Genomic DNA, 392 nt, shown 5'->3' on the forward strand with positions numbered 1-392 from the left:
GCCCTTCACACTCGGGCCAACTCCAGCTGCGAACCCCGCTCAACTTCGAAGAGCCGCGATGAGCAGATCGTCGCCTTGCCGGTACAAGATGTTATCAGGACCACCCTTCGCGATTGGTCCGATCCTAACCTCGTGCGGTCCGGCGTGAACCTCGTGCATCCGACGCAAATACCACTCGCGATGCGCAGGGTTAGCCACGTCCAGACCATAATGCTGAGAGTGGTTCCCCACTTCTTTCCGAACTGGGTTGAATTGACGGCGAGGTCAGGAAGGCCGCAGCCGCCGGTATTGTGCACCAAGATCGGCGTCGCGCCGGCGAGCACATAGTACGTGTGAGTGTTGGCGACGGTGAGGTTGTGGACGGTGGCGCGGGGGACGCTCCAGCGGTCGAT

The 392-nt window shown here is 61.2% G+C and carries 1 protein-coding gene; it reads right to left on the reverse strand.

The window, feature by feature from the left end; genetic code table 11:
• Positions 1 to 5: 5 nt before the first annotated feature.
• Positions 6 to 392: hypothetical protein (locus C1A38_RS31030; protein ID WP_158244960.1), on the reverse strand; the 387-nt coding region annotated here is incomplete at its 5' end.

Source organism: Verrucosispora sp. ts21 (genome assembly GCF_002879555.1).
Lineage (GTDB): Bacteria > Actinomycetota > Actinomycetes > Mycobacteriales > Micromonosporaceae > Micromonospora > Micromonospora gifhornensis.